The organism is Sphingomonas carotinifaciens, assembly GCF_009789535.1.
GTDB lineage: Bacteria > Pseudomonadota > Alphaproteobacteria > Sphingomonadales > Sphingomonadaceae > Sphingomonas > Sphingomonas carotinifaciens.
In genome coordinates this window covers 1,690,644-1,715,812 of record NZ_WSUT01000005.1, presented here as the reverse complement: position 1 = coordinate 1,715,812, position 25,169 = coordinate 1,690,644, and the positions used below count along the sequence as shown (strand labels likewise).

At 67.0% G+C, this 25,169-nt stretch carries 22 protein-coding genes and 1 tRNA gene; 10 read left to right on the top strand and 13 right to left on the bottom strand.

The window, feature by feature from the left end; translation table 11 throughout:
• Positions 1–2 precede the first annotated feature (2 nt).
• From GQR91_RS10200 to GQR91_RS10185, 4 genes are all read right to left on the bottom strand, one after another.
• Positions 3–1,565, bottom strand: a complete 1,563-nt coding sequence (locus GQR91_RS10200) for an alpha-N-arabinofuranosidase (protein WP_112383500.1) — start codon at positions 1,563–1,565, stop codon at positions 3–5.
• 53 nt (positions 1,566–1,618) lie between these two features.
• Positions 1,619–2,545 carry a Gfo/Idh/MocA family protein gene (locus GQR91_RS10195; protein ID WP_149681836.1) on the bottom strand — a complete coding sequence of 309 codons (927 nt, stop codon included), beginning with the start codon at positions 2,543–2,545 and terminating at the stop codon, positions 1,619–1,621.
• 5 nt (positions 2,546–2,550) lie between these two features.
• Entirely contained in the window at positions 2,551–3,552 is a 1,002-nt protein-coding gene (araD1, locus tag GQR91_RS10190; RefSeq protein WP_149681837.1) for an AraD1 family protein, read from the bottom strand.
• A gap of 106 nt (positions 3,553–3,658) precedes the next feature.
• Entirely contained in the window at positions 3,659–5,218 is a 1,560-nt protein-coding gene (locus GQR91_RS10185; protein ID WP_149681838.1) for an aldehyde dehydrogenase (NADP(+)), read from the bottom strand.
• Between the two features lie 113 nt (positions 5,219–5,331).
• Here GQR91_RS10185 and GQR91_RS10180 point away from each other — a divergent pair, with 113 nt between their 5' ends.
• On the top strand, positions 5,332–6,093 hold the full coding sequence (locus GQR91_RS10180; RefSeq protein ID WP_112383496.1) for a FadR/GntR family transcriptional regulator: 762 nt from the start codon (positions 5,332–5,334) through the stop codon (positions 6,091–6,093).
• A gap of 96 nt (positions 6,094–6,189) precedes the next feature.
• On the opposite strand, the gene GQR91_RS10175 is transcribed toward GQR91_RS10180, so the two are convergent.
• Positions 6,190–7,500, bottom strand: coding sequence for a sugar MFS transporter (locus tag GQR91_RS10175; protein ID WP_112383495.1), 1,311 nt, complete (start codon positions 7,498–7,500; stop codon positions 6,190–6,192).
• Between the two features lie 156 nt (positions 7,501–7,656).
• Between GQR91_RS10175 and GQR91_RS10170 the strand changes: the two genes are divergently transcribed.
• The 3 genes from GQR91_RS10170 (at position 7,657) to GQR91_RS10160 (ending at position 11,283) form a co-directional block, all read left to right on the top strand.
• Positions 7,657–8,781 (top strand): aldose epimerase family protein, encoded by a 1,125-nt coding sequence (locus GQR91_RS10170; protein ID WP_235903930.1) that lies wholly within the window; start codon positions 7,657–7,659, stop codon positions 8,779–8,781.
• A 12-nt stretch (positions 8,782–8,793) separates the two neighbouring features.
• Positions 8,794–10,593: an IlvD/Edd family dehydratase gene (locus tag GQR91_RS10165; protein ID WP_149681840.1), complete on the top strand. Its 1,800-nt coding sequence runs from the start codon at positions 8,794–8,796 to the stop codon at positions 10,591–10,593.
• Between the two features lie 138 nt (positions 10,594–10,731).
• The gene (locus tag GQR91_RS10160; protein ID WP_164727748.1) at positions 10,732–11,283 is read left to right on the top strand and encodes a PilZ domain-containing protein; all 552 of its coding nucleotides are present in this window, start codon (positions 10,732–10,734) and stop codon (positions 11,281–11,283) included.
• A 40-nt stretch (positions 11,284–11,323) separates the two neighbouring features.
• Here the strand turns inward: GQR91_RS10160 and GQR91_RS10155 are convergent, their stop codons facing one another.
• A complete protein-coding gene (locus tag GQR91_RS10155; protein ID WP_149681842.1) occupies positions 11,324–14,215 on the bottom strand; it encodes a glycoside hydrolase family 31 protein in 2,892 nt (963 codons plus the stop codon).
• 28 nt (positions 14,216–14,243) lie between these two features.
• Positions 14,244–15,881 (bottom strand): DUF5597 domain-containing protein, encoded by a 1,638-nt coding sequence (locus tag GQR91_RS10150; protein ID WP_162853754.1) that lies wholly within the window; start codon positions 15,879–15,881, stop codon positions 14,244–14,246.
• A gap of 106 nt (positions 15,882–15,987) precedes the next feature.
• Between GQR91_RS10150 and GQR91_RS10145 the strand changes: the two genes are divergently transcribed.
• From GQR91_RS10145 to GQR91_RS10130, 4 genes are all read left to right on the top strand, one after another.
• Positions 15,988–17,118 carry a fumarylacetoacetate hydrolase family protein gene (locus GQR91_RS10145; protein WP_149681844.1) on the top strand — a complete coding sequence of 377 codons (1,131 nt, stop codon included), beginning with the start codon at positions 15,988–15,990 and terminating at the stop codon, positions 17,116–17,118.
• Between the two features lie 5 nt (positions 17,119–17,123).
• A complete protein-coding gene (gene xylB / locus GQR91_RS10140; protein WP_211368596.1) occupies positions 17,124–17,888 on the top strand; it encodes a D-xylose 1-dehydrogenase in 765 nt (254 codons plus the stop codon).
• Positions 17,885–18,745, top strand: a complete 861-nt coding sequence (locus tag GQR91_RS10135; RefSeq protein WP_149681846.1) for an SMP-30/gluconolactonase/LRE family protein — start codon at positions 17,885–17,887, stop codon at positions 18,743–18,745. The genes xylB and GQR91_RS10135 overlap by 4 nt, the downstream gene beginning before the upstream one ends.
• Before the next feature lie 132 nt (positions 18,746–18,877).
• Positions 18,878–20,278 carry a sugar porter family MFS transporter gene (locus tag GQR91_RS10130; RefSeq protein WP_112383487.1) on the top strand — a complete coding sequence of 467 codons (1,401 nt, stop codon included), beginning with the start codon at positions 18,878–18,880 and terminating at the stop codon, positions 20,276–20,278.
• Positions 20,279–20,366: 88 nt separating this feature from the next.
• Here the strand turns inward: GQR91_RS10130 and obgE are convergent, their stop codons facing one another.
• Both obgE and GQR91_RS10120 read right to left on the bottom strand, forming a co-directional pair.
• Complete coding sequence (gene obgE, locus GQR91_RS10125; protein ID WP_112383486.1) at positions 20,367–21,413, bottom strand: GTPase ObgE; 1,047 nt, start codon at positions 21,411–21,413, stop codon at positions 20,367–20,369.
• 39 nt (positions 21,414–21,452) lie between these two features.
• The gene (locus tag GQR91_RS10120; protein ID WP_235903931.1) at positions 21,453–22,067 is read right to left on the bottom strand and encodes a TetR/AcrR family transcriptional regulator; all 615 of its coding nucleotides are present in this window, start codon (positions 22,065–22,067) and stop codon (positions 21,453–21,455) included.
• A gap of 60 nt (positions 22,068–22,127) precedes the next feature.
• On the opposite strand from GQR91_RS10120, the gene GQR91_RS10115 reads away from it, so the two are divergent.
• The gene (locus tag GQR91_RS10115; RefSeq protein WP_149681847.1) at positions 22,128–22,985 is read left to right on the top strand and encodes a metal-dependent hydrolase; all 858 of its coding nucleotides are present in this window, start codon (positions 22,128–22,130) and stop codon (positions 22,983–22,985) included.
• Here the strand turns inward: GQR91_RS10115 and GQR91_RS10110 are convergent.
• From GQR91_RS10110 to hspQ, 4 genes are all read right to left on the bottom strand, one after another.
• The gene (locus GQR91_RS10110; protein ID WP_174236605.1) at positions 22,982–23,518 is read right to left on the bottom strand and encodes a GNAT family N-acetyltransferase; all 537 of its coding nucleotides are present in this window, start codon (positions 23,516–23,518) and stop codon (positions 22,982–22,984) included. The two genes, GQR91_RS10115 and GQR91_RS10110, sit on opposite strands and share 4 nt — an antisense overlap.
• 174 nt (positions 23,519–23,692) lie before the next feature.
• Positions 23,693–23,962 (bottom strand): 50S ribosomal protein L27, encoded by a 270-nt coding sequence (rpmA, locus tag GQR91_RS10105; RefSeq protein ID WP_112383483.1) that lies wholly within the window; start codon positions 23,960–23,962, stop codon positions 23,693–23,695.
• Between the two features lie 33 nt (positions 23,963–23,995).
• Positions 23,996–24,292, bottom strand: coding sequence for a 50S ribosomal protein L21 (gene rplU, locus GQR91_RS10100; protein WP_112383482.1), 297 nt, complete (start codon positions 24,290–24,292; stop codon positions 23,996–23,998).
• Between the two features lie 232 nt (positions 24,293–24,524).
• Positions 24,525–24,905, bottom strand: a complete 381-nt coding sequence (hspQ, locus tag GQR91_RS10095) for a heat shock protein HspQ (RefSeq protein ID WP_112383481.1) — start codon at positions 24,903–24,905, stop codon at positions 24,525–24,527.
• Between the two features lie 124 nt (positions 24,906–25,029).
• On the opposite strand from hspQ, the gene GQR91_RS10090 reads away from it, so the two are divergent.
• Positions 25,030–25,119, top strand: a tRNA-Ser gene (locus GQR91_RS10090).
• The last annotated feature ends 50 nt before the right edge of the window (positions 25,120–25,169 follow it).

Genomic DNA, 25,169 nt, shown 5'->3' with positions numbered 1-25,169 from the left:
GCTTAACGCAGGTCGAGCATGACGACCGACTTGGCCGGCAGGGTCACGGTCAGCGTGTTGCCGCTCAGCTGCGCGCCGTTGAAGGCCGCGGGTACCAGATTGTTCGGCTGGTCAAAGGTGTTGAGCGCGTTGATCGTCGGCGCGGTCAGCACCTGACCGCTGACGCCCGATGCGTTCAGGCCGGCCAGCGTCGTGGTCACCGTGATCGCCTTGTTCGGATCGGCATTGGCGAGGCCGACATGCACCACCCCGGCCTTGTCGCGAACCGCCGACGCGCTGACCGCGGGCATCGTCCACTGCTCGTTATTGTACCAGGGCGACTTCAACTCGATCGGCAGCACCGTGGCATCGATGTACGGCTTGTACATCTTGAACACGTGATAGGTGGGGGTCAGCACCATCTTCGGCCCGTCGGTCAGGATCATCGCCTGAAGGACGTTCACCATCTGCGCGATCGCGCTCATCTTCACGCGGTCGGCATGCTTGGCAAAGACGTTGAGATGGATGGCGGCGACCAGTGCGTCGCGAAGCGAGTTCTGCTGGCGCAGGAAGCCCGGATGCGTGCCCGGGTCCTGCCCGTACCACGTGCCCCATTCGTCCACCGCCAGATAGACGCGCTTCTGCGGATCATATTTGTCCATGATCGCGCTGTGCTTGCTGATCAGCTCGTCGATCTTCCACGCGCCCGCCAGCGTCTCGGCCCATGCGGTCTCGTCGAAATCGATCGCCGACGCCTTGGGCGGCCAGCCACCGGGCGTGGTGTAGTAATGCAGCGACAGGGCATCGACCTTGTCGCCCGCCTCGCGCATCATCACCTCGGTCCAGTGATAATCGTCGACATTCGCGCCGGATGCGATCTTCTGGATGCGGGTGCCCGCCGGCGCCTTGATGAAGGTGGCGTAGCGGCGCGTGACGTCGGCGGCATATTCTGCCTTCATGTTGCCGCCACAGCCCCACAGCTCGTTGCCGATGCCGAAATAGGGCAGCTTCCACGGCGTCTTGCGACCATTCTTAGCACGCTCGTCGGCCAGCGTGCCGGCGGGCGAGGTCATGTATTCGACCCACTCCGCCATTTCCTGCGGCGTGCCGTTGCCGACATTGCCCGAGATATACACCTCGGCGCCGACCTGCTCGGTCACGTCCATGAACTCGTGCGTGCCGACGGTGTTCGGCTCGGTCACGCCGCCCCAGTGCGTGTTGATCTTCACCGGGCGCTTGTTCTTGGGGCCGATGCCTTCGCGCCAGTGATATTCGTCGGCGAAACAGCCGCCGGGCCAGCGGATCACCGGCACGCCCAAATCCTTCAGCGCACCGACCACGTCGTTGCGAAAGCCGCGCGTGTTGGGAATGCGCTTGTCGTTGCCGACCCACAGGCCGCCATAGATGCCATTGCCCAGATGCTCGGCGAACTGGGTGAAGATGCGCTTGTCATAGGTGGCGCCGGGCTGGTCTGCCCGGACCGTTGCGGTAGCGGTATCACGTGCGGGCGCAGCGGTTTGCGCCTGCACCAGCGCCGCGCTGCCCAGCAGCAGTGCGGCCGTCAGGCTCTTCCACGGTTTCATCATGTCCCTCTCCCTTGTCATGGCGACCGGCCGGTTCGGCCCGCCGGTTCGCCCGTTCAATCCTCGAATGCGTCGACCACCATCCGGTGGCCGCGCAGGAACGCATCGGCGACGAGGCGCATCGGTGCCACGTCAACATCGCTCTGCCCCGTCTGCACCAGTTCGGCGAAACGGGCGTAGAGGCCCGCATATTCGCGGTCCTCGCGCGCCTCGACGCCGTCCGGCAGGGTCAGCACCGCCCCGCCCTTCGACAAGGTGCAGGTGCCCGCATCGGTTTCGACCACGATGTCCCAGGTCTGCGGCCCCGTCTGGCGCCAGTCCAGATCCATCGTGATCGGGGTGCCGGCGCTGTCGCGGAACGACAGGTCGGCGGCGATCGGCGCGGCACGGTTGGCGGGCAGCGACAGCGTCCCTTCGGTCAGGAAGAAGGGGCGCGGCAATATGTGCGTGGCGATCGACAGCGCGTTGATGCCGGGATCGAACACGCCCAGGCCACCCGGCTCCCAGATCCAGGCCTGACCCGGATGCCAGACGCGCACATCCTCGCGCCAGGTGATCCGGGCGGAGCGGATCATCTTGTCCGCCAGCCACGCCCTGGCCGGCGCGACGCCGGCGGCATAGCGCGAATGCCAGCTTGCGAAGAGCGAGACACCGGCCGAGGCCGCCTCGCCTTCCAGTGCCACGACCTCGGCCAGCGTGGCGCCGGGCGGCTTTTCCAGAAAGACGTGCAGACCGCGGCCCAGCGCCTGCGCCGCGAGGTCGTAGCGGACCTGTGGCGGGGTGCAGAGCGCCACCGCATCGATCGCAGGCCCGTCCGCCAGCAGCGCGTCCAGGCTGCGGAAGTTCGGCACCTCCGCCAGCCCCTCGCCGCGCGGCGAAACGGTGGCCGCGAGCGTGAAGGCGTCGTTGCCGGCTATCGAGGGCAGATGCTGGTCGCGGGCGATCTTGCCGAGACCGACAATGGCGATGCGGATGGCGCCCATGCCGTTCAGAGCGCCTTGACCGTGGTCACCGCGTCCGCGGCCCCCTCGGCACGCGCCAGCGGGTTGCGCAGCGGCAGCGTGAAGGGCGCCGCCTCGATCTCGAACACGTCGCCTTCCTGCGTGCGCACGCCGTCGGTGAAGGACAGGGTCGCGGTACCAAAGAAGTGGACATGGATGTCGCCCGGCCGGCGGAACAAGGCATATTTGAAATGGTGATGCTCAAGGTTCGCCAGCGTGTGCGACATGTTCGCCTCACCCGACAGGAACGGCTTCTCCCACAGCGTCTTGCCGTCCCGCACGATGCGGCTGGCGCCCTCGACATGGTCGGGGATGTCCCCGACGTACAGTTCCGGGCCGAGCGAGGCCTGACGCAGCTTGGAATGGGCGAGCCACAGATAATTGTGCCGCTCGGTCACATGGTCGGAAAACTCGTTGGCGAGGCACAGTCCCAGGCGGAAGGGCGTGCCGTCCGGGCCGATCAGGTAGATGCCGGCCAGCTCGGGCTCCTCGCCGCCATCCTGCGTAAAGGCGGGCATGGTGAGCGCATCGCCGGGCGCGACCAGTTGCGAGCCGTCGCCCTTGTAGAACCATTCGGGCTGCTGGCCGACCTGGCCCTCGGCGGGCTTGCCGCCCTCGACGCCTTCCAGGAACATGCGCATCGAATCGGTCTGCTTCTCGACCGCCGCCGCCTCGCGGTGCATCTTGTCGCGGCCTTCCGCCGAGCCGAGATGGGTCAGGCCGGTGCCTGCCATCACCAGATGCGCCGGATCGGCATGATCGATCGGCGACAGGATATGGCCGGCCGCCAGTTCGGCGGCGAGGTCGACGCTATCCCCGGCGCCGCAGGCGCGCACCGCGTCCGCCAGGCTCTGCCCGGCTTCGATCGCGCGGGTGGCGAGCGCATGGACGCTTTCGACACCGGGCACGATGGTGGCGCGGTCGCCTTCTGCGACGATTACCGAGCGGGCGCCGTCGGGCGCACGGTGCTGCAACAGGCGGATGGCCATGGTCTTCCCCTCACTGGAATCGCGCGCCGCCGTTGCGGTCGCGATGAATGGTCATGAATGCATCGGCGGATCGCCCCCGCATGGGAGGCGATCCACCTTTGAAGCGTTACGCCGGCTGGCCGTCGATCAGACGCGGCGTCCCTTGCGCATCGTCGCGCAGTTCGGCGGGCAACAGCGCCGCGCTCAGATTCTGGTACGACACCGGGCGCAGGAAGCGATCGATCGCCATGCTGCCGACCGAGGTCGTGCGGCCGTCCGACGTTGCCGGGAACGGGCCGCCATGCACCATCGCATGCGCGACCTCGACGCCGGTCGGCCAGCCATTGGCGAGGATACGACCCGCCTTGCGCTCCAGGATCGGGATCAGGCGCGCGGCCAGATCGGTGTCGCCCTCGTCCATCTGGATCGTCGCGGTCAACTGGCCCTCGGCGGCGCTCAGCACCTGCGCCAGTTCCTCTGCACTCTGGCAGCGGACGAGCAGCGAGGATGCGCCGAACACTTCGTGGCCCAGCGTGTCGTCGGCCAGGAACTCGGCGGCGGTGGTGGCGAAGAATGCCGCCTGGCCCTGCGCCACGCCCTCGCCGACCTGGCCGCGGGCGATCGTCTCGACATGGTTGTGTCCGGCCAGTGCCTCGACGCCCTGGTCATAGGCCTGGTGGATGCCCTTGGTCAGCATGGTCTGCGCCGCGGCACCCGGCAAAGCCTCCCGCGCGGCGTTCACGAACGCGTCCAGCCCCTCGCCCTCGATCGCCAGCAACAGGCCGGGATTGGTGCAGAACTGGCCGGCGCCCATGGTCAGCGAGGCGACGAACGCCGTGCCGAGCGCCGCACCGCGCGCCTTCAGCGCCTCGGGCATCAGCACGACCGGGTTGATGCTCGACATCTCGGCATAGACCGGGATCGGCACCTTGCGGCCTTGTGCGATCTGCACCAGCGCGAGGCCACCGCCGCGCGATCCGGTGAAGCCGACGGCCTGGATGCGGGGATCGCGGACCAGGGCCGCGCCCAGTTCGTTGCTCGGGCCGGTCAGGTGGCCGAACACGCCCTCGGGCAGGCCACTGGCGGCAACCGCACGGCGGATCGCGCCGGCGACCAGCTCACCGGTCTGCGGATGGGCGGGGTGGCCCTTCACCACCACCGGGCAACCGGCGGCGAGCGCGGAGGCGGTGTCGCCGCCCGCGGTCGAGAAGGCGAGCGGGAAGTTGGACGCGCCGAACACCGCTACGGGTCCGAGCGGGATCATGCGCAGGCGCAGGTCGGGGCGCGGCAGCGGCTGGCGATCGGGCATGGCAGGGTCGATCCGCAGGCCGAGATAGGCGCCGCGACGGACGACGCCGGCGAACAGCTTCAACTGGCCGACGGTGCGGCCGCGCTCACCCTCCAGACGCGCGCGCGGCAGGCCGCTTTCGCGCATCGCCGCCTCGATCAGCGGCTCGCCGATCGCCATGATCTCCTCGCCGATCTTCTCCAGGAAAGCGGCGCGCGCCTCGCGGTCGATCGCGCGATAGGTGTCGAACGCAGCCTCGGCCGCGGCGCAGGCGGCATCGACATCGGCGGGGCCATGAACGGCGAAAGGCTCGCCCACCGGCTGTCCGGTGGCGGAGTCGATCGAGCGGAAAGCGGTCGCCTCGGAACGATCGAGCGTGGCGGCGGCGGTGTCTGTCATGTCCTGCTCCTTGATTACTCTGACATAAAAGATCGACAGCGGTCTGGCAATCTTTATCGTTCCCCCCTTAGCCTGCAATTGATAGGCAAAGCCACGACGGGAGGATAAACAGCATGGGTGACGCGGAACGCAGTGCGGCGGACAGCGGGGTGCCGGACGCGACCAGACGAGTGCCGCGCGGGACGGGACGTCGCCTGCACGGCGCCATCGCGCACAAGCTGGGCGTGGCGATCTTGTCCGGGGAATATGTGCCCGGCGACACGCTGTCGGGCGAGGTCGCCTTTTCGGAAGCGCTGGACGTATCGCGCAGTGCCTATCGCGAGGCGGTACAGGTACTTAGCGCCAAGGGACTGGTGGAAAGCCGGCCTAAGACGGGCACCCGCGTGCTGCCGCGCAATCGCTGGAACCTGCTCGACCCCGACGTCCTCGCCTGGGCGTTTTCGGGCGAGCCCGACATCCAGTTCGTCCGCTCACTGTTCGAATTGCGCGCGATCGTCGAGCCGGCCGCGGCACGGCTGGCGGCGGAGCGGCGTGACAAGGCGGAGCTGAAGGCGATGAAGGAAGCGCTGGCCGCGATGCGCCGCCACACGCTGGCGACCGAGGCCGGCCGCGCCGCCGACCGCGACTTTCACGACACCATCCTGCGCGCGACGCGCAATGATGCGCTGGTGGTACTGTCCGCGAGCATCGGGGCGGCGGTGAACTGGACGACGCAGTTCAAGCAGCGGGCGCGCGCGTTGCCGCGCAATCCGGTGCCGGACCATGTGCGCGTGTACGAGGCAATCGCGGCGGGCGATGCGGTGGCGGCGAGCGAGGCGATGCGCGTGCTGGTCGACCTGGCGCTGGAGGATACGCGCAGCGCGATGGAGGAGTGAGCGGCAAACCCCTTCCCTTCCCCCTCTCCCGCGCATGAAGAAAGGGCCGCCCAGTTTTCCCGGACGGCCCTTTTTTCATGTACCCTGTCAGGCGGTTCAGCCGACCGGCTTCTGGTCCGGCAGCGCGTTGGTCGCCTTGGACCCCCACACCGCGTAGAACAGGATGTAGAGTTCGCACACCGCGGTCAGCAGGAACGAGGTCTGCAGGCCATAGGTATCGGCCAGCCAGCCCTGCACCACCACCAGCGCGCCGCCGGCGATCGCCATGATGAGCAGGCCCGACCCTTCCTCGGTCAGCGCGCCCAGCCCCTTGATGCCGAGCGTGAAGATCGTCGGGAACATGATCGAGTGGAACAGGCCGACCAGGATCAGCGACCACATCGCAACCGGACCGCTGGCGAACACGGTGATCATCATCACGATGAAGGCGAGCACCGAGAAGACCGCGAGCACGCGCTCCGCCGACACCTTCTGCATCACGAACGAACCGGCGAAGCGGCCGATCATCATGCCGCCCCACAGGAAGGTCAGGTAGCGACCCGCCTGCTCGTGCGTCAGGCCCGCGACCGTGGGCGAGCTGACGAAGTTCACGAACAGGTTGGCGACGCCGATCTCCGCGATCAGGTAGATGAAGATGGCAGGGATGCCGAACACCAGGTTGCGGTGCTTCCACAGCGAATGCTGCTTGCGCTCCGCCTTGGCGACGCGGCTGGTGGACGAACCCATCGCCGGCAGCGGAAAGCGGGCGATCACGATCGCCAGCACGACCAGCACCGCCGCGACCAGCACATAGGGCAGGATCACCGACTGCGCATCGGCCAGCCGCTCCGCCTCGGTCAGGACCGCGCCCGCCTGCGCCGTGCCGCCCTTGGACCGGCCCAGGATCAGATAGGCCCCGAACAGCGGCGCCAGCATCGTGCCCAGCGAGTTAAACGCCTGCACCAGGTTGAGGCGCGACGACGCGGTCTCCGCCTTGCCGACCACCGCGACGTAAGGGTTCGCCGCCACCTGGAGCAGCGTGATGCCGCTGGCGATGACGAACAGCATGAACAGCGTCACCCCGTAGGACGGGATGCTGGCGGCCAGCGTCATGCCGAGCGCACCCGCCGCCATGATCAGCAGCCCGGTGACGAGCGATTTCTGGTAGCCGATCCGCTCGATCAGCTTGGCCGAGGGGATCGAGGCGAAGAAATAGGCGATGAACCACACGCTCTCGATCAGCGTCGTTTGCGTGTAATTGAGGTCGAACACGCTTTTCAGATGCGGCAGCAGCGTGTTGTTGATGACCGTGATGAAGCCCCACATGAAAAAGAGGCTGGCAAGCAGGGTCAGCGCCGACCGGTAATTGGTATCATCCCCGGCGCCGGGGGCCGCGGCTGCGGCGTTAACGTTGATTGGCGAAGCCATCCCACCCTTCTCCTGATCGGCACCCCGAATTGCCGCCCATCCGCGACGCAACGGCTTGCCCTTCTCTGTATTGTCCGACTATATTGCTCACCAAGACGCGTCAATGGCGTCAAGCAGGCGAAGGGATGAGGAATGCGGACGGCATCAGTCAAGGGTATGACGTTGGTAGCGGTATCGATTTTGGGTCTTTCAGGGACGGCAGCCTACGGCGCGGAGGCAAAGCGCACGCCGGCGGGCACGTTGCAGGACGGCAGCACCGTCGAGGCGATCACGCTGACCAACGCACAGGGGCTGTCCGCACGCATCCTGACGTACGGTGCGACACTGCAATCGGTGATGCAACCCGACCGCGCGGGCAAGACGGCCGACGTGCTGCTGGGCTATGACGATGTCGCGGCCTACGAACAGCATCCCAATTTCTTCGGCGTCACCGTCGGCCGCTATGCCAACCGCATCGCCGGCGGCAAGTTCACGCTGGACGGCAAGGCATACCAATTGCCGCTGAACGACAAGACCAATTCGCTGCACGGCGGCGGCAAGGGCTTCGACAAGCAGAACTGGCGCATCGTCTCGACCAAGAACGGCCCCACTGCCAGCGTCGTGCTGGCGCACACCAGCCCGGACGGCGAATCGGGCTATCCGGGCAAGCTGGACACCACCGTCACCTATTCGCTGGACGAGCAGGGCGCGCTCACCATCGCGTTCGAGGCGAAGACCGACAAGCCGACGATCGTCAACATGACGAACCACGCGATCTTCAACCTGAACGGCGAGGGTTCGCCGATGGGCGCGACCTTCCACAAGCTGACCATCCCCGCCGCCGCCTATACGCCGGTCGACGCCAGGCTGATCCCGACCGGCGAGCGCAAGCCGGTGGAGGGCAGCGTGTTCGACTTCCGCCGCCCGCGCGTGGTGGCCGACGGCATTCGCGACGGCCGCGACCAGCAGATCCGCTACGGCCAGGGCTACGACCATAATTTCGCGCTCGACAAGGGGCTGACCGCCACGCCGCAGCTTGCCGCACGGCTGGAGGACCCCGCCTCGGGCCGCGTGCTGGAGGTCTTGACGACCGAGCCCGGCGTGCAATTCTATACCGGCAACTTCCTTGACGGCACCTATGTCGGCAAGTCGGGCCACCTGTACCGCATGGGCGACGGCATCGCACTGGAACCGCAGAAATTTCCGGATGCACCGAACAAGCCCGACTTCGTTTCACCGCGTGTTGATCCGGGCAAGCCCTATCGCCACACGATGATCTATCGCTTCTCCACCGCTCGCTGATCCGGAACCATCATGACCGAACCGTCCACCACACCCAAGCTGCGCAGCCGCGCCTGGTTCGACAATCCCGCCAATATCGACATGACCGCGCTCTATCTGGAGCGGTACCTGAACTTCGGGTTGAGCCTGGAGGAGTTGCAGTCGGGCAAGCCGATCATCGGCATCGCCCAGACCGGCTCCGACCTCAGCCCCTGCAACCGCCACCATCTGGTGCTGGCCGAGCGCGTGCGCGAGGGCATTCGCGAAGCGGGCGGCATCGTGCTGGAATTCCCGGTCCATCCGATCCAGGAAACCGGCAAGCGCCCGACCGCCGGGCTCGACCGCAACCTGGCCTATCTGGGCCTGGTCGAGGTGCTGTACGGCTATCCGCTGGACGGCGTGGTGCTGACCATCGGTTGCGACAAGACGACGCCGGCCGCGCTGATGGCCGCCGCCACCGTCAACATTCCGGCGATCGCGCTGTCGGTCGGCCCGATGCTGAACGGCTGGCACAAGGGCGAGCGTACCGGTTCGGGCACCATCGTGTGGAAGGCGCGCCAGATGCTCGCCGCCGGTGAGATCGACGACAAGGAGTTCATCCGCCTCGTCGCCTCGTCCGCGCCGTCGACCGGCTATTGCAACACGATGGGCACCGCGACCACGATGAACTCGCTGGCGGAAGCGCTGGGCATGTCGCTGCCCGGTTCGGCCGCGATCCCCGCGCCCTATCGCGACCGTCAGGAAGTGTCGTACATCACCGGCAAGCGCATCGTGGAGATGGTGGCCGAGGACCTGAAGCCGTCCGACATCCTGACCCGCCAAGCTTTCCACAACGCGATCCGGGTCAATTCCGCGATCGGCGGATCGACCAACGCGCCGATCCACCTGGCGGCACTCGCCCGTCACATCGGCGTCGACCTGCCGCTCAAGGACTGGGAGACGGAGGGGCACAAGGTGCCGCTGCTCGTCAACCTTCAGCCGGCCGGCGAATATCTGGGCGAGGATTATTACCGCGCCGGCGGCGTGCCCGCGGTGGTCAACCAGCTGATGGGCCAGGGGCTGATCCATGAGGATGCGCTGACCGTCAACGGCCGCACCATGGGCGACAATTGCCGCGGCGTGGAAATCGAGGACGAAAAGGTCATCCGTCCCTATGACCAGCCACTGAAGGAAGAAGCCGGCTTCATCGTGCTGTCGGGCAACCTGTTCGATGCCGCGATCATGAAGACCAGCGTGATCGGCACCGAGTTCCGCGAACGGTACCTGTCCAACCCGAACGACCCGGATGCGTTCGAGGGGCCGGCGGTCGTGTTCGACGGGCCGGAGGATTATCACCACCGCATAGACGACCCCTCGCTCGGCATCACGCCCGAGACGCTGATGTTCATGCGCGGCGCCGGCCCGATCGGCTATCCGGGCGCCGCGGAAGTCGTCAACATGCGCCCGCCCGCCTATCTGATCACCGAGGGCGTGCACGCCCTGCCCTGCATCGGCGACGGTCGTCAGTCGGGCACGTCGGGATCGCCCTCGATCCTGAACGCCAGCCCGGAGGCCGCGGCCATGGGTGGGCTGGCGCTGCTGCGCACCGGCGACCGCGTGCGCATCGACCTGAACAAGGGCACCGCCGACGTGCTGCTCTCCGACGAGGAACTGACCCAGCGCCGCGACGCGCTGGTCGCTGCCGGCGGGTACCAATATCCCGCCTCGCAGACCCCGTGGCAGGAGATGCAGCGTGCGGTGGTCGGCCAGATGAATACCGGTGCGATCCTGGAGGGCGCGGAAAAGTACCAGCGCATCGCACAGACGCAGGGACTGCCGCGCGACAACCACTAAGGTCGCGCTGACGAAGGGCGGTTGCCGGCAGTACTGCGATCCTGTCGACCGCCGCCCTTTTGATTGATGAAACCCGGTTGCCCACGGTTATTTCGGCAAGACAAGAAACCATATCTTTGCAAGTTGCACCGATATCGGTTGCATGTCTCGCGTCGCCCCACCCCCTTCGTGCTGAGCGCCCTGCGCCCGCGCGAGCCACGCACGAAGGTGTTCGTGCCCTGCCGCCTGAACCTGAGCGGGACCTGGGGGGATGCCTGCATCCATAACGTATCGTCGCGCGGCCTGCTGATCGCGGCGGACCATGCGCCCGACACGGGCGATTATATCGAGGTGCGCCGCGGCACGCTGGTCATCATCGGGCGTGTCATGTGGCGCAAGGACCGCTTTTTCGGCGTGCGTACGCAGAACCGGGTCAGTGCCGAGGCCCTGACGCGTGAGGCGCGCCTCGCCACCCGGCCAGGAAGCCGTACGCAAAGCGACCAGGAACGCCGCACCCGCGCGCGGCTGGTGGCGGAAGGCCACGTCGCCCGGCGGGTGGAAACCTCGCGGCACCGGTCGTCGGCCTTTCAATATGCCGTGTTCGCCATTGCCGGCACCGCCACCGCGGTCGTCATCGCGCTGGAGGTGCACAATGCGCTGGCCAGTCCGTTTGCGGCGATCAATACCGCTCTCGGTGGCAGCGTTCAGTAACCCCCGGCCCCTTTCCTGATCGAAGGGGCCGGGGTTCGGCTCATCCGCGGCTGCGCGGCACCACCATCTCGGCACCGCTATAGGTCACCTCGGCATCGAAGCCGTTGTCGTCGGTGACCGGGCGGCCGGGCGAGACCCACTTCACCCGGATCGTGCGGGTGGCGGGCATGCCCTTCCACCCCTTGCCCTCGCGCGCGCCCAGCGTGACGCTGCCGGTCGCCTCGTCATAGCGGATCGGCATGCGCGCCCAGGCGCCGGTGCGATATTGTTCGCTGGTGCCGTCGTCCTCATAGAGCGAGAAGCGGCCGTCCGCGCCGGTATAGACGGTGATGGTCAGCGGTGCGCCCGGCTGCTGGTCGATATATTGCGTCACCGGCCCCATCGGCACGATCGCGCCGGCCCGCACGAACAGCGGCATCCGCTCATAGGGGGCGGCCACGCTCACCCGGCCGCCGCCGCGATAGGCCTGTGCCGTGGCGAAATCGTACCACAGCCCATTCCCCGGCAGATAGACGGAGCGGGTCCGCGCCTTGTGCTCGGTGACGGGTGCGACCAGGAACGCGTCGCCGAACAGATACTGGTCGTCCACCTGGCGTGCGGTGCGATCCTCCGGCCAGTCCATCACCAGCCCGCGCATGATGCTGCCGTCCTTGTTGAAGGTGTCGGCGGCGACGGTGTAGATATAGGGCATCAGGCGGTAGCGAAGCTGGTCGTACCAGACCATCGACGCGCGCATCGGCGAACCCTCGGGCGCGATCTCGTAGATCTCGCGGTACGGCGCCTCGCCATGGCTGCGGAACAGCGGGGTGAACGCACCGAACTGGAACCAGCGCAGGTTCAGCTCGCGCCATTCGTCCAGATCGGCGGCGGTCGGCGTCTTGGTGGAGAAGCGATCCTCCAGCGCGAAACCGCCGATATCGTGCGTCCAGTTGGGGATGCCCGACAGCGAGACGTTGACGCCGGCCGAGATCTGCGCGCGCAGATCGTACCAGCGGCTGGCCACGTCGCCCGACCACACCGCCGAGCCCGTCCGCTGCAATCCGCCGAAACCGGAGCGGGTCAGGATGAAGGGGCGCACGTCCGGCTTGAACTTGCGCCAGCCGTCATAGACGCCCGTCGCGTGGACCAGCGGGAAGCTGTTGAAATATTCCGCCGCCGGCCCGCGTGCCGTCGGCCCCATCACCGCCAGCCGCTCCTCGATCGACAGGTTGGAATGGATGTCAGGCTCGCTGGCATCCAGCCACCAGGCGTCGGTGCCGATCGTCCCCAGCTTGTCGCGCACCTGCCGCCAGAAGATCTGGCGGGCTTGCGCCGAATAGGGATCGTAATCGGTGTTGGCATAGCCCTTGCCCACCCAGTCGCGATTGCCCATCTTCAGGTTGCCCTGATAGGTCAGCCCCTTGGCGGCCAGTTCCTTGTAGTTCTCGGTGGTCGGGTAAAATTTTGGCCAGACCGAGATCATGAAGCGGGCATGCAGGTCGTGCAGCCGGTCCACCATCCCCTTGGGATCGGGGAAGCGCGATTTCTCGAAATCATGGCTGCCCCAGGCGTCCTCGGGCCAGTAGAACCAGTCCTGCACGACATTGTCGATCGGGATGTTCAGCGCCCGGTAGCGCTCGACCACGCCGACCACTTCGTCTTGCGTGTTGTAGCGCTGGCGCGACTGCCAGAAGCCATAGGCCCATTTCGGCATCATCCCGGCCTTGCCGGTCAATTGCCGATAGCCGGCGATCACGTCGTCCATGTCGCGGCCGGGCACGTACCAGTAGTTCACCGCGCGCGCGACCTCGCTGGTCATCCACAGCGAATGGCGATCCGCCTCGGGCAGCGGGTCGTTGTGGAGGAGCGCGATATAGCCGGCATTGGGCTCCCACTCGACGCGCAGGTCGACCGCCTTGCCCTTGGTCATCGGCAGGTCGAAATTGTGATACCAGGGATTCCAGTTCTGCCGCCAGCGGTTGAGCACCTCGCGCCCGTCGGCGAAGACCCTGAAATAGCTGGAGCCGTACAGCTGGAACTTGTGGACGCCGTCCTTGTCGGGCGTCACCCGGCCGGTCCACACCACCTTTTGCGTCTGCACCGCATTGCCCGCGGTGTTCTGCCCGCCGGTCGCCGCGGTCGTCTGCGCCTTGGCCGCGGCGGGCCATTTCGCCTGGTCGCGGATATACTGGTAGTTGATCGTCGCTTCCTGCTGCGTCACCGCCAGCTTGCCGCCCAGATAATAGCGCGCGGTGAAGCCCGGCTTGCCGCCGCTGGTGACGCGCAGGGTGCCGCCCCCGCCCTGTCCGACCAGCGTGTAGGGCGCCGGATTGCCGAAGCGGGTGATGCCGTCATTGTCCCACAACAGACCGTAATTCTTCGTCGACACGACGAAGGGCACCGCGATGTCCATGTTGTGCTGGGCGAGTTCGACGTCCTCCCCATTATAATCCATCTGTGCGTTCTGGTGCTGCCCCAGGCCGTAAAAGCCCTCGTCGGTGCCGCGATTGAACTGCTGCGACGCGGTGACATATTGCCGCCCGTCGACCAGATTGGTGGCAAAGGACGCCGCGTCCGCCTCGGCCAGCGTTTCGCGCCCTTGCGCGTCGGTGAAGCGGACGCGGCCGGTCGCCAGATCGACATCCGCGGTGGTGCGTGCCGCCGCGAGGATGACATGCCCGCCCGCCTCGCGGACGGTGAACGCACCCGCCGCCGGCGCCTGCGGCACCATCAGGCTTTCGGCCTGCACTCCGCCCAGCGAGGTGCGCGGCGCGGCGATCACATGGATGATGCCGTCGCCGTGCACGGTCAGCGTCACCCGTGCGGACGGGCCGCCGGCCGGCGTCACCGCGATCCCGCCATCGACCTTCTCGTACCGCCCCGCCCCGGTCTGCGCATGCGCAGACGTGATAGCGCTACCGGCAAGCAGCGCCGCAATCATCATGCCCTTCATCGTTCTACTCCCCTGTTGTCCCGGTGCCTTAGCGATACCGCCCCATGGTCACCTTCAGCACCTGCGGCCGATCGACCAGATTGATGCCGTAATCGGTCTGGTCGCCGTTCCAGATGCGGTGCATCACCCATTTGCCGTCCTGGAACGTGCCTTCCTCGACGCGCAGGGTCATGCCGTTCGGCGGCGCACCGGGCGCGGAGCCGAAGCTGATCCGGGCATGGTCGCCCACGACCAGGAATTCGTTGTCGGACAGTTGCGCGACCGCGACCCCGCCGACCGGCTCCTTGCCCCAGGGGGTCGGATCGGCCTTCAGCCAGGTCCAGTCCGCCTGGCCGAACTGCCAAAGCCCCCAGTTCACCGTGATCGCCCACTGGCCCATCACCGTCTTCTGCGCGGCGCCGTCATCCGGCTTGGCGGTGCCCCAGGTCGGGCGGCTGGCCGCGATCCGGGCCCAGTCGCGCGCGATCGAGCCGAGCATTTCATAGGGCAGCGCGAACGCGTCCAGCGTCACATCGTCCAGTTGCTTGGCACCCAGCGGATAGTTGGACGCGCCCGTGTCATCGATGCCGAAGGGCGCAAAACCGATCCCGCCGCGACCGATCGTCGCGTAGAAATACCGCCCGAAATCGCGCGAGTTGCCGATTTCCGGCACCATCAGCGCATTGTCGGGCCGGGCATATTTATCCAGATACTGGATCACGTTGGTGCTGGAGCGGTCGTAGATGTCGGGCGCGGCGAAATCGATCGCGGGTGCCGCCGCCTTCCAGATGTCCAGCACGTCCTGCTGCGGCCCGCCGCTTGCCACCCCCATCGGGTCGGGCACGTTGGACGGGCCCGCCAGCGAGGCGTTGACGTACATGGGCAGCGGCTTCACCGCCTTGCCGGCGGCCGCGATCGCGTTGACGAAGGACGCGGTGTACCAGGTGTTGAACGCGCGGTCCGCCTGATCCCCGAACGCCTGCGTCCAGGTGCCGCGCTTGCCCGTCTTCCTGGCCAGCGCCGCGGGGATATCTTGCGCGAACAGACGATTGGCCTCCGCGCCGTAATCGCGCGGGTTGCGGTAACTGCCCACCTCGTTCTGCGGCTGCACCATGATGACGGTGTTCTGCGGATCGTGATCGCGCAGATATTCGATCACCTTGACGAAGGCGCGCTTGTCCGCCTCCAGCGTCGCGCGCCCGTGCGGCGAATGGACGTAATGATCCTCGCCGGTCTTCGTCTTGGCGCGCGGGAAGCGACGATTGTCCAGCTTCACCCAGTCGGGGGCATAGCTGGGCGAGGTGTTCTTCCACGTCCCGAACCACAACAGCACGACGCGCTTGTCATGCGTGCGCGCCTGATCGAGCAGCGTCTGGAGATAGGAAAAGTCGAACCGGCCCTCCTGCGCCTCCACCTGTTGCCACGCGATCGGTATCTCCAGCGTATTGGCGTGGATGCGGTCCAGCATCGGCCAGATCTTGGGCAGCGACGCGGCATAGTTGCTGGAATTATGCGCCTGTGCGCCCAGCATCAGGAACGGCGCGCCGTCGACCAGCAGCGCGTGGCGGCCATTCTTGCTCACCAGCTTCGGGATCGGCGTTGCCGCACCCGGGGCCGCACCCGGTGCCGGCACGGTCTGCGCTGCCACACCGGTCGTCGCCAGCAAAGCGGCCGCGATCGCCGTCATCCATCGTCCGTTTGCCGGCATCCCCTTGTCCCTCCTATAGATTTTCCGCCCACTTGACGGCTCTTCGGATGCGACCGATACCGCTAACAGAGACGGAGGGGAACAGGTGTTGCACCAAATTGACGCGTTGATCGCATCGCTGCCGGCCGACTGGCGCGAAGGGCGCTTTCTCGGCCGTATCGACCGTGGCGAGGGTCCCTGCCCCGTGTTGGTCGAGCGCGGCGAACTGATCGACATGAGCCGCGTGGCCCCCACGGTCGCCACGCTGATCGACGCCGGCGCGATCGACCCGGCGCAGGGCGAATCGCTGGGCGACCTGGCCGAACAGGACGCGCTGACCCTGCTCAGCCCGATCGACCTGCAATGCGTAAAGGCCGCTGGCGTCACCTTCGCGGTGTCCGCGCTGGAGCGCGTGATCGAGGAACAGGCCCGCGGCGACTATGCCGCGGCGGCGGCAGTGCGCGAGCGGCTGGAAGCGGCGCTGGGCGGCAGCATCCGCTCGGTCGTCCCCGGCTCGCCCGAGGCGGCCAGCCTGAAGCAGGCGCTGATCGAAGGCGGCATGTGGTCGCAATATCTGGAGGTCGCGATCGGCCCGGATGCGGAGATCTTCACCAAGAGCCCGGTTCTCTCCACCGTCGGCGACGGCGCGGAGATCGGCGTGCGCTCCGATTCGACCTGGAACAATCCGGAGCCGGAGGTGGTGCTGGTCGCCGATGCGCGCGCACACGCGGTCGGCGCCACGCTCGGCAACGACGTCAACCTGCGCGATTTCGAGGGGCGCTCGGCGCTGCTGCTGGGCAAGGCGAAGGACAACAACGCGTCCTGCTCGCTCGGCCCCCTGATCCGCCTGTTCGACGACGGCTTCACCATGGACGATGTCCGGTCGAGCCAGGTGTCGCTCAGGATCGAGGGCACCGACGGCTATGTGCTGAACGGCGCCAGCTCGATGTCGGAGATCAGCCGCGATCCGCAGGAGCTGCTGGCGCAGGCGGTGAGCGAGCATCATTATCCCGACGGCTTCGTCCTGTTCCTCGGCACGCTGTTCGCACCGACCCAGGACCGTGACGAACCCGGCCGCGGCTTCACCCACAAGACGGGCGACGTGGTGACGATCAGCAATCCGCGCCTCGGCACGCTCACCAACACCGTCACCACCTCCAAGGCCGCACCCGCCTGGTCCTTCGGGATCGGCGACCTGATGCGCAATCTCAGCACGCGCGGCCTGCTTTCGGCATGAACGACATGAACAATCGCGCCGTCTATCCCAGCCTTGCGGGCAAGCGGGTCATCGTCACCGGCGGTGGCTCCGGCATCGGCGAAGGGCTGGTCGAGGCGTTCGTCGCGCAAGGGGCGCGCGTCGGCTTCGTCGACATCGCCGAGGAGGCGAGCGCGGCGCTGGTCACGCGGCTGGGCGCGGGGGCGGCGCATGCCCCGGTGTTCCGCCACTGCGACCTGACCGATCTGGACGATCTGGCCCGCGTCTTTGCCGAGCTGGAATCGGCGCTGGGCGGGGTCGACATCCTCGTCAACAATGCCGGCAACGACGACCGCCACGCCATCGACGACGTGACGCCCGCCTATTGGGACGAGCGGCTGAACGTGAACCTGCGTCACCAGTTCTTCGCGGCCAAGGCGGTGCTCCCTGCGATGAAGCGCGCCGGGGGCGGATCGATCCTGAACTTCGGATCGATCAGCTGGCACCTCGCGCTGAACGACCTCGTCCTCTACCAGACGTGCAAGGCCGCGATCGAGGGGCTGACCCGCAGCTTGGCCCGCGACCTGGGTCGCCAGAACATCCGCGTCAACACGATCGTCCCCGGCAACGTCCAGACGCCGCGACAGGAAAAATGGTACACGCCCGAGGGCGAGGCGGAAATCGTCGCCGCCCAGTGCCTGGATGGCCGCATCCAGCCGTCGGACGTGGCGGCACTGGTGCTGTTCCTTGCATCGGACGACGCAAAAATGTGTACTGGCCACGACTATTTTATCGATGCGGGGTGGCGATGAACTCGGAACATCTTCTGACCGTCGGGGCGACGCTGGCGGAGGGCCCGATCTGGGTCGATAACGCCTTGTGGTTCGTCGATATCAAGCAGCAGCGTATCTATCGCTACGATCCGGCCACCGACACGCGCGACGACTGGGCCGCACCGGAAATGGTCGGCTGGGTCGTGCCGGCGGAGCGCGGCGGCTTCGTCGCGGGGCTGCAATCGGGTCCGCATCATTTCGACCCGGAAACCGGCACGTTCGAGCGGCTTGCCGAGATCGAGCCGCATCTGCCCGCCAACCGGCTGAACGACGCGGCGGTGGACGGCCAGGGCCGCATCTGGTTCGGCACGATGGACAATGACGAAAGCGCCGACAGCGGCCAGCTCTACCGGTTCGAGAACGGTGCGGTTTCGGAGGCCGAGGCGGACAAGGTGTGCATCACCAACGGCCCCGCCATCGCGCCGGACGATACCGTGCTCTACCATGTCGATACGCTGGGCAAGACGATCCTCGCCCACGCCATCAAGGCGGACGGGACGCTGGCGCCTGCCCGCCCCTTTCTCACCTTCGGCGACGATCATGGCCATCCCGACGGTGCGATCTGCGATGCGGAGGGCGGCGTCTGGGTCGGCTTCTTCGGCGGATCGGCCGCGCGCCGCTTCTCGCCCGACGGCACCATGACGCACGAGGTGCGCTTTCCCGTGTCGAACATCACCAAGGTGGCGCTGGGCGGCCCGGACGGACGCACCGCCTATGCCACCACCGCGCGGCAGGGCCTGTCGCCCGAGCAGCTGGCGGAACAACCGCAGGCCGGCGACATCTTCACCTTCCGCGTCGACACGCCCGGCAAGCCGGTACTGCGCGCAAAGGTCTGACGATCGGGCCGCCCCCGCCCTTCCCACCCGGCTTTACCGCGCAAGGGTGAGGGCGGCCCGGACTTATTATGACACGCCTGCCCATCCGCCCGACAGACGGCGACACGGCAGGATCAAGGGAAGGATCGACACGTGGAAGGCAGGCACAATACGGGCCTGATCTCGCTCATCGTCGCCGTGGCGACGATCGGCGGGTTCATGTTCGGCTATGATTCGGGTGTCATCAACGGCACCCAAAAGGGCATCGAGGCGGCCTTCGATCTCGGCCGGCTCGGCATCGGCATCAATGTCGGCGCGATCCTTGTCGGATCGTCGATCGGCGCCTTCACCGCCGGGCGGCTCGCCGACCTGATCGGGCGGCGCAACACCATGATGCTGGCCGCGGTCCTGTTCCTGGTGTCCGCGGTGATGGCGGGTGCGGCGGGTTCGTCGGCGATCTTCATCATCGCGCGGATCATCGGTGGTCTCGGCGTCGGTGCGGCATCGGTCACCTCGCCCGTCTACATCTCCGAAGTGACCCCCGCGAGCATCCGTGGCCGCCTGTCGAGCGTGCAGCAGGTGATGATCATCTCCGGCCTGACCGGCGCGTTCGTCGCTAATTTCGCGCTGGCACGCTGGGCTGGTGGCTCCACCGCCGAATTCTGGCTGGGCTTCCCCGCCTGGCGCTGGATGTTCTGGCTTCAGGTGGTACCGGCCGCCATCTATCTGGTCGCGCTGCTCTTCATTCCGGAAAGCCCGCGCTATCTGGTGGTCCGTGGCCGCGATGCGCAGGCGGAAACCGTGCTGGCCCGCCTGTTCGGCGCCGAAACCGCGCGCCGCAAGGTCGCCGACATCCGTGCCAGCCTCGCCGGCGATCAGCACAAGCCGCGCCTGTCCGACCTGCGTGACCGCACCACCGGCCGCATCCGCCCGATCCTGTGGGTCGGCATCGGCCTTGCCGTGTTCCAGCAGCTGGTCGGCATCAACGTCGTCTTCTATTACGGCGCGACCTTGTGGGAAGCGGTCGGCTTTACCGAGGACAATGCGCTTCAGATCAACATCCTGTCGGGTGCGCTATCGATCGGCGCCTGCCTGCTCACCATCGCGCTGATCGACAAGATCGGGCGCAAGCCGCTGCTCCTCGTCGGCTCGGCGGGGATGACCGTCACGCTGGCGACGGTCGCCTGGGCCTTCTCCACCGCCGTTACCGACGCGTCGGGTGCGGTCAGCCTGCCGGGCAATTCCGGCATCATCGCGCTGGTCGCCGCCAACCTCTACGTCGTGTTCTTCAACGTCAGCTGGGGCCCGGTGATGTGGGTGATGCTGGGCGAAATGTTCCCGAACCAGATCCGCGGCTCCGCGCTTGCGGTGTCGGGCTTCGCGCAGTGGATCGCCAACGCGGCGATCTCGGTCAGCTTCCCGTCGCTGGTCGTCTCGCCGGGTCTGGCGATCACCTATATGGGCTACACCGCCGCGGCGTTCGTCTCGTTCTTCTTCGTCCGCGCCATGGTTCACGAAACCCGCGGCCGCGAACTGGAAGACATGGTCGGCTGATACAAAAAACCCCTCCCCTTGGCCGGGGAGGGGTCGGGACTGCGGCGCTTCCCGCAAACGCGGTGTTTGCGGGAAAGCGCTTCGCCGATCAGATCGGCGACCACTCCACGGTATCTTCCTCGCCATCGTCATTCACCGGTGCGTCCGCCGGCGGCCCCATCGCCTCCAGCAGCTTGTCCAGCACCCAGTCCACACCGATGCCGCTCGCGCCCGACAGCGGGATTACGTCCGCACCGCTCGCCTCGGCAAGCTCGGCGGACAGCGCCTCGATCAGTTCGTCGTCTAGCGTATCGATCTTGTTCAACGCCACGATCTGCGGCTTGTCGATCAGCCCGGCGCCGTAAGCCTCCAGCTCGTCGCGCACGATGCGATAGCTTTCCGCCACATCCTCGTCATTGGCATCGACCAGATGCAGCAGCACGCGGCACCGCTCGATATGGCCCAGGAAACGGTCGCCGATCCCGGCACCGTCGGCCGCCCCTTCGATCAGGCCGGGAATGTCCGCCACCACGAACTCGCGTTCCTTGTGCCGCACCACGCCCAGCTGCGGCCGGGTGGTGGTAAAGGCATAGGCGCCGACCTTGGCCTGCGCATTGGTGACGGCATTGATGAAGGTCGACTTGCCGGCGTTGGGCAGGCCGACGAGCCCCGCATCGGCCAACAGCTTCAGGCGCAGCCACACCCACGCCTCCTCGTTCGGCCAGCCGGTGCCGTGCTGGCGCGGCGCGCGGTTGGTGGAGGTCTTGTAGCTGGCATTGCCGCGCCCGCCGTCGCCGCCGCGCAGGAATATCTCGCGCTGCCCGACCTTTGTGAAGTCGATCAGCACCTCTTCCTTGTCCTCGGACAGCACCTGCGTGCCGACCGGCACCTTGATCACCAGATCCTCGCCACCGGCGCCCGTGCGGTTCGACCCGGAACCGCCCTGCCCGCGCGGTGCGCGAAAATGCTGCGTGTAGCGGAAGTCGATCAGCGTGTTCAGCCCGGCCACCGCCTCGAACACGATGTCGCCGCCCTTGCCGCCATGTCCTCCGTCAGGGCCACCATATTCGATGAACTTCTCACGACGGAAACTGACGGCACCGGGGCCACCGGCGCCGGAGCGGACGTAAATCTTGGCTTGATCGAGAAAATGCATGGCCCGCCCCTTAGCCGAAGCGGCCCCTCTTGGGGAGCGTCAATCCTGTGACGGGCGCGGCGCGCCGTGCGCGTCGTGCGCCGCCAGCAGATGGCGCAGCGCCAGCCCGCGTGCCGCCTCGCCGTCCAGCCCCAGGGCTGCGGCCAGTTGCTGGCCGATCAACGCCTGGCCCAGCGCGGTCAGCACCAGCGACAGCGTCGTCTCCGCCAGGAACACCCGGTCCGCCGGGTCCGCGGGGTTGGACGACAATTGCTCCACCAGTTCGCGGATCGCGGTCAGCATCGGGTCGAACACCCCCCGCTCGCCCGTCAGGATCACCCAACTGGCCAGCGCCCCGCCACCCTCCCGCCCGAACGCATCGAACGTCAGCGCGACGATCGCCGCCGGGTCCCCCGCCCCCGACCGCGCCGCCTGCACCGCGACGCCGATCTGGCGCGTGATGTCGGTCGCCATCCGCTCGGCCAGCGCGCGCTGCAGGTCGGCGGCGCTGCCGAAATGATGCAGCAGATTGGCATGGGTACGCCCCATCCGCGCCGCCACCGCCTTCAGCGTGATCGCCTGCGGCCCCGATTCGATCAGCAGCGCGCGTGCCGCGTCCAGCGCCTGGGCGCGCGACTCCTCCGGGGGCAAACGACGTCGGGTTGACGCTTCCACGCACGCTCCTTACCTACACTGATGTAAGCTATCTAACTTACACCACAGTCGGAGATTTTTGTGGCCAAAGCAATCACGCCCGCCGATTTGACGATCACGCCGCGCGATGTCCGGTTCGGCCGCGACGCGCGGTTGCGGCGATACTGGTTGAACGACGATCCCGTCGCGACCGCCTTCTACAATGCGCTGTCCGTCACCTTTCCGCGCGGCGAGGCCTTTTTCTGCGACAGCGTCAAGGCATTCCGCGACGGCACGCCGCCCAAGCTGCAAGGCGAGATCCGCGCCTTCGTGAAGCAGGAGGTGATCCACAGCCGCGAGCATGTCGCCTTCAACCGCCACGTCACCGAGCAGGGATACGATACCAGCCGGCTGGAGCGCGACGTGGTGGCGCAACTGGCGCTGACCGACGGCAGGCCGGCGATCGCGCGCCTGGCTGCGACCACCGCGCTGGAGCATTTCACCGCGATCCTGGCGCATGCGCTGATCGCCGACCCCCGTCATCTGGCAGGCGGCGACCGGGAAGCGGCGCGGCTATGGCTGTGGCACGCCGCCGAGGAGATCGAGCACAAGGGCGTCGCCTATGACACATGGCTGCACGCCACGCGCGACTGGCCGCGTTTCAAGCGCTGGCGGATCAAGGCGTTGGTGATGCTCATCACCACCGGCCGGTTCGTGAACGGTCGCCGCCGCGGCATGCTGGACCTGCTCCGCCAGGACGGGCTGACCGGCCCGCGCATCTGGTGGCGGCTGTTCCATTATGCGCTGGTCCGGCCCGGCATGGCGCGCAAGGTCGCCGGCGCATGGCTCAGCTACTTCCTGCCGGGCTTCCACCCCTGGAAGCATGACGACCGCGCGCTGATCGGCCTTGCCGAAAGCGATTATGCCGATGCGGTCATGCCGGAAGCGCGCGCCGCCTAGGCCGCGAGCGCCACCGGCACCGCTCGCTCCTCGTCCAGGTCGCGCTCATAGGCGATCGCCAACCCCGGTTCGCGCCGCCCCCGCGAGGCGAGCGGCGCGATTTCACCCGTGGCGCAGAAGCCGAGCTTGGCCAGCACCCGGCCGGATGCGGGATTGTCGACGAAGTGGCGCGCGTGCAGCCGCCGGACACCCAGCGCGTGGCGGGCGATGTCGATCATCGCGCGCCCCGCCTCGGTCGCATAGCCGCGCCCCCAGGCGGCCGGGGTCAGCCAATAGGCCAGTTCCTCGCCGTCGATCAGTTCGATCCCGCCGACCAGCCGCGGGCCGGCCGCAATGTCATCGAAGATCAGGAAGCGGGGTTCATGGCCCCCTCGCGGTTGCGCCAGGAACGCCTGCGCATCGCCCAGCGCATAGGGCCACGGCGCCCGTGCCAGCCGCGTGACCACGTCCTCATGGCCGATCGCCCGCACCAGCTCTGGTGCGTCCTCCGGCCAGCCGGGCCGCAGCATCAATCTCTCCGTCCGCGCGAACATTCTCGTACACTCCTCGTCGCGTCGCGCGTGCCCTGCCATATCCACATGACGGAACAACGACATACGCTAGAACGGGAGCACGAAAAAAAGGGAGCCGGGGTGACCCGTCTCCCTTTTTGGCAGGTTCCGTCGCGGAACCTGGGTCACCCTGGTGGGCGACCCGTATGATCGCCCTTATTCGGCCGCAGCCGCAATCATTTCGACCGAGCAATATTTGCGGCCGAGCTTGCCTTCGGCAAACGCGACACGGCCGTCGGTCAGCGCGAACAGCGTGTGGTCCTTGCCGATGCCGACATTGCGGCCCGGATAGAACTTGGTCCCGCGCTGACGCACGAGGATGTTGCCGGCGACGCACTCCTGGCCACCGAACTTCTTCACGCCAAGGCGGCGGCCGGCCGAATCGCGACCGTTGCGCGAAGAACCGCCTGCTTTCTTATGTGCCATTGCGATCTACTCCTGGATTCTCGAAACGTCTGCTCAGCCGACCGAAACGATCTTGAGGATCGTGTGGTTCTGGCGATGGCCGTTGCGGCGACGATAATTGTGGCGGCGACGCTTCTTGAAAACGATCACCTTCTCGCCCTTGGCCTGGGCGATGATCTCTGCGGCGACCGTCAGGCCGCTGGTCGACTTCAGCTCCGAGCCCTCGCCCATGAGCAGCACATCGTCCAGCGTCACCGACGCGCCGGCCTCGCCCTCGATCTTCTCGACGACGATCTTGTCTCCGGCGGCGACGCGGTACTGCTTGCCGCCCGTGCGCACGACTGCGAACATGGCTGTTGTCACTTCCCAAATGCATGTGCCCCGCAAAGGCCACGCCCAGCGGGAAAGAAGCGTCAGCTAGGCAAATGAGGCGAGATTGTCAACCGCGCGAGCAGGCTTTCGGGCATTTAGCGGTGCCGGCCCGCTCCCCCACCCGGCCGCCCATCAAGGATACTCTGTGGGCGGCCGGGTGGGGGAGCGGGCCGGTGCCGCCGAAACTCGCTCTTTCGCGAGTTTTCAGACTCTAATGCCGATGTTCCTGTCGCAGGCGATACCGCCCATCCTCGAACCCGGTGAACAACCCGGCGATCGCCGGATGGTCGATCGGCTCGTCGCTGTCGTCGGTCACCAGATTCTGCTGGCTGACATAGGCGACGTAGCTCGACTCCATGTTCTCGGCGAGCAGATGGTAGAAGGGCTGGTCCTTGGACGGCCGAATCGATTCGGGGATCGCCTCGTACCATTCCTCGGTATTGGCAAAGACCGGGTCCACGTCGAACACCACGCCCCGGAAGTCGAACAGGCGATGCCGCACCACCTCCCCGATCGCGAAGCGGGCGTGCGCGATGGCGGGGGCCTCCACCTCCAGGCGGTCGGGCATATGGACGGGATCATGACGTGGCATGGAAACAATCTAGGCTTTTTGCGCCGCCACACAAGTTCGACGCTTGCATCGCCCGAATCCTTCGATTAGAGGCCCGCCCTCGACCGATCGGACGGACGCCCAGGCGCCCGGTACGAACCTCAGCGGAGAGGTGACAGAGTGGTCGAATGTACCGCACTCGAAATGCGGCGTGCCCTCACGGGTACCGTGGGTTCGAATCCCACCCTCTCCGCCACTTGACATCAAATAGCGCGATCACCGGCACCCGCCGGCCTTTTGCACGTT

Coding starts and splice junctions, on each gene's coding strand:
- GQR91_RS10200 (WP_112383500.1), bottom strand. CDS start 1,565: ATGATGAAACCGTGGAAGAGCCTGACGGCCGCACTGCTGCTGGGCAGC.
- GQR91_RS10195 (WP_149681836.1), bottom strand. CDS start 2,545: ATGGGCGCCATCCGCATCGCCATTGTCGGTCTCGGCAAGATCGCCCGC.
- araD1 (WP_149681837.1), bottom strand. CDS start 3,552: ATGGCCATCCGCCTGTTGCAGCACCGTGCGCCCGACGGCGCCCGCTCG.
- GQR91_RS10185 (WP_149681838.1), bottom strand. CDS start 5,218: ATGACAGACACCGCCGCCGCCACGCTCGATCGTTCCGAGGCGACCGCT.
- GQR91_RS10180 (WP_112383496.1), top strand. CDS start 5,332: ATGGGTGACGCGGAACGCAGTGCGGCGGACAGCGGGGTGCCGGACGCG.
- GQR91_RS10175 (WP_112383495.1), bottom strand. CDS start 7,500: ATGGCTTCGCCAATCAACGTTAACGCCGCAGCCGCGGCCCCCGGCGCC.
- GQR91_RS10170 (WP_235903930.1), top strand. CDS start 7,657: ATGACGTTGGTAGCGGTATCGATTTTGGGTCTTTCAGGGACGGCAGCC.
- GQR91_RS10165 (WP_149681840.1), top strand. CDS start 8,794: ATGACCGAACCGTCCACCACACCCAAGCTGCGCAGCCGCGCCTGGTTC.
- GQR91_RS10155 (WP_149681842.1), bottom strand. CDS start 14,215: ATGAAGGGCATGATGATTGCGGCGCTGCTTGCCGGTAGCGCTATCACG.
- GQR91_RS10150 (WP_162853754.1), bottom strand. CDS start 15,881: ATGACGGCGATCGCGGCCGCTTTGCTGGCGACGACCGGTGTGGCAGCG.
- xylB (WP_211368596.1), top strand. CDS start 17,124: ATGAACAATCGCGCCGTCTATCCCAGCCTTGCGGGCAAGCGGGTCATC.
- GQR91_RS10135 (WP_149681846.1), top strand. CDS start 17,885: ATGAACTCGGAACATCTTCTGACCGTCGGGGCGACGCTGGCGGAGGGC.
- obgE (WP_112383486.1), bottom strand. CDS start 21,413: ATGCATTTTCTCGATCAAGCCAAGATTTACGTCCGCTCCGGCGCCGGT.
- GQR91_RS10110 (WP_174236605.1), bottom strand. CDS start 23,518: ATGTTCGCGCGGACGGAGAGATTGATGCTGCGGCCCGGCTGGCCGGAG.
- rpmA (WP_112383483.1), bottom strand. CDS start 23,962: ATGGCACATAAGAAAGCAGGCGGTTCTTCGCGCAACGGTCGCGATTCG.
- rplU (WP_112383482.1), bottom strand. CDS start 24,292: ATGTTCGCAGTCGTGCGCACGGGCGGCAAGCAGTACCGCGTCGCCGCC.
- hspQ (WP_112383481.1), bottom strand. CDS start 24,905: ATGCCACGTCATGATCCCGTCCATATGCCCGACCGCCTGGAGGTGGAG.